1 protein-coding gene is annotated in these 1,082 nt (G+C 75.0%); it reads left to right on the top strand.

The features are described from left to right. A partial coding sequence (locus ACFWTE_RS30005; protein ID WP_378783332.1) for a hypothetical protein occupies positions 1-1,082 on the top strand: 1,082 nt, incomplete at both ends.

Genomic DNA, 1,082 nt, shown 5'->3' with positions numbered 1-1,082 from the left:
CCTGAAGAACCCCGACCCCGGCAAGGACCCCTTCGGAAGCCCGGACAGCAAACACCCCGGCCTGGGCAACGACCCCTACCTGCCCGGCATGAACGACGGCCCCCTGACCGTCGACTTCCTCAACGCCATCGTCCCCGACAACCCGATGACGGACGTGCCCCCCGGCGTCGAGCAGCCCACACCCAACACAGGCGACAACGGCGACACGAACCCGACCGGCCGCCCCGCCCCCGCACCAGAGCAGCGGCACGACCCCGCACCCATCGCCGTGGCACCCCCCGCCGGCCAGACCGCCACACCGCCCGCAAACGCACCGCAGAGCCCGGCCTCCGACAGCGGCGGACGCGCTCCCCAGCGCACCAACGACAACCGCGCGCCGGACTCCTCCCCACAGCGCAGCGGCGGCGGTGCGCGCACCGCCGAGAGCACGTCACAGCCGGACACCGCACCCGCACCCGAGCAGCGGACCGCGTCGGAGGACGTCCAGCCGTCCACGCAGCCCGTCGCCGAAACCGGCGACGACCGACACGGCACCGGACCCAGGACGGAGAGCGCGCCGTCCCCGCCGCCCGTGGCCGAGAGCGGCGACGACCGACACGGCACCGGACCCAGGGACGAGAGCGGACCGCCTCAGGGCACCGAGGACACCGGGCACACCGCTCCCGGGCGCGACGCGGAACAGTCCGACGGGCGCGACGAGGACGTCTCCCAGAACGACGACCGCTCCGAGGACGACGCCAAGGGCCGGTCCGGCGACGGCAGACAGCCGGACGAGGGAGATAACGACGGCTCCGGCGATGGTCAGCGTTCCGACGCGACCAGGGAGGGATCTGAGGGCGGTAAGGACCGCTCAGGCGAGGAGGAGGGCGACGGATCCGGTCGTGAGAACGGCGAGGACGGCGAACGCGCGGACGAAGGCGCCGGGTCCGTGCACCGGGACGCCCCCGACGGGGAGGCCGGTCCGGAGCGGAACGCCTCGCCCGCCCCCGAGGGCACGCCGGTCCCCGCGCGGAGCACGGACACGGACGCGCCTCCGGCACCGCCCGCCGCCGGACCCGAGCGCGCGGCGGACATCGGCTCCA

The organism is Nocardiopsis sp. NPDC058631, from assembly GCF_042716955.1.
In the GTDB taxonomy this organism is placed as follows: Bacteria; Actinomycetota; Actinomycetes; order Streptosporangiales; family Streptosporangiaceae; genus Nocardiopsis.
This window is presented reverse-complemented; position numbering and strand designations above follow the sequence as displayed.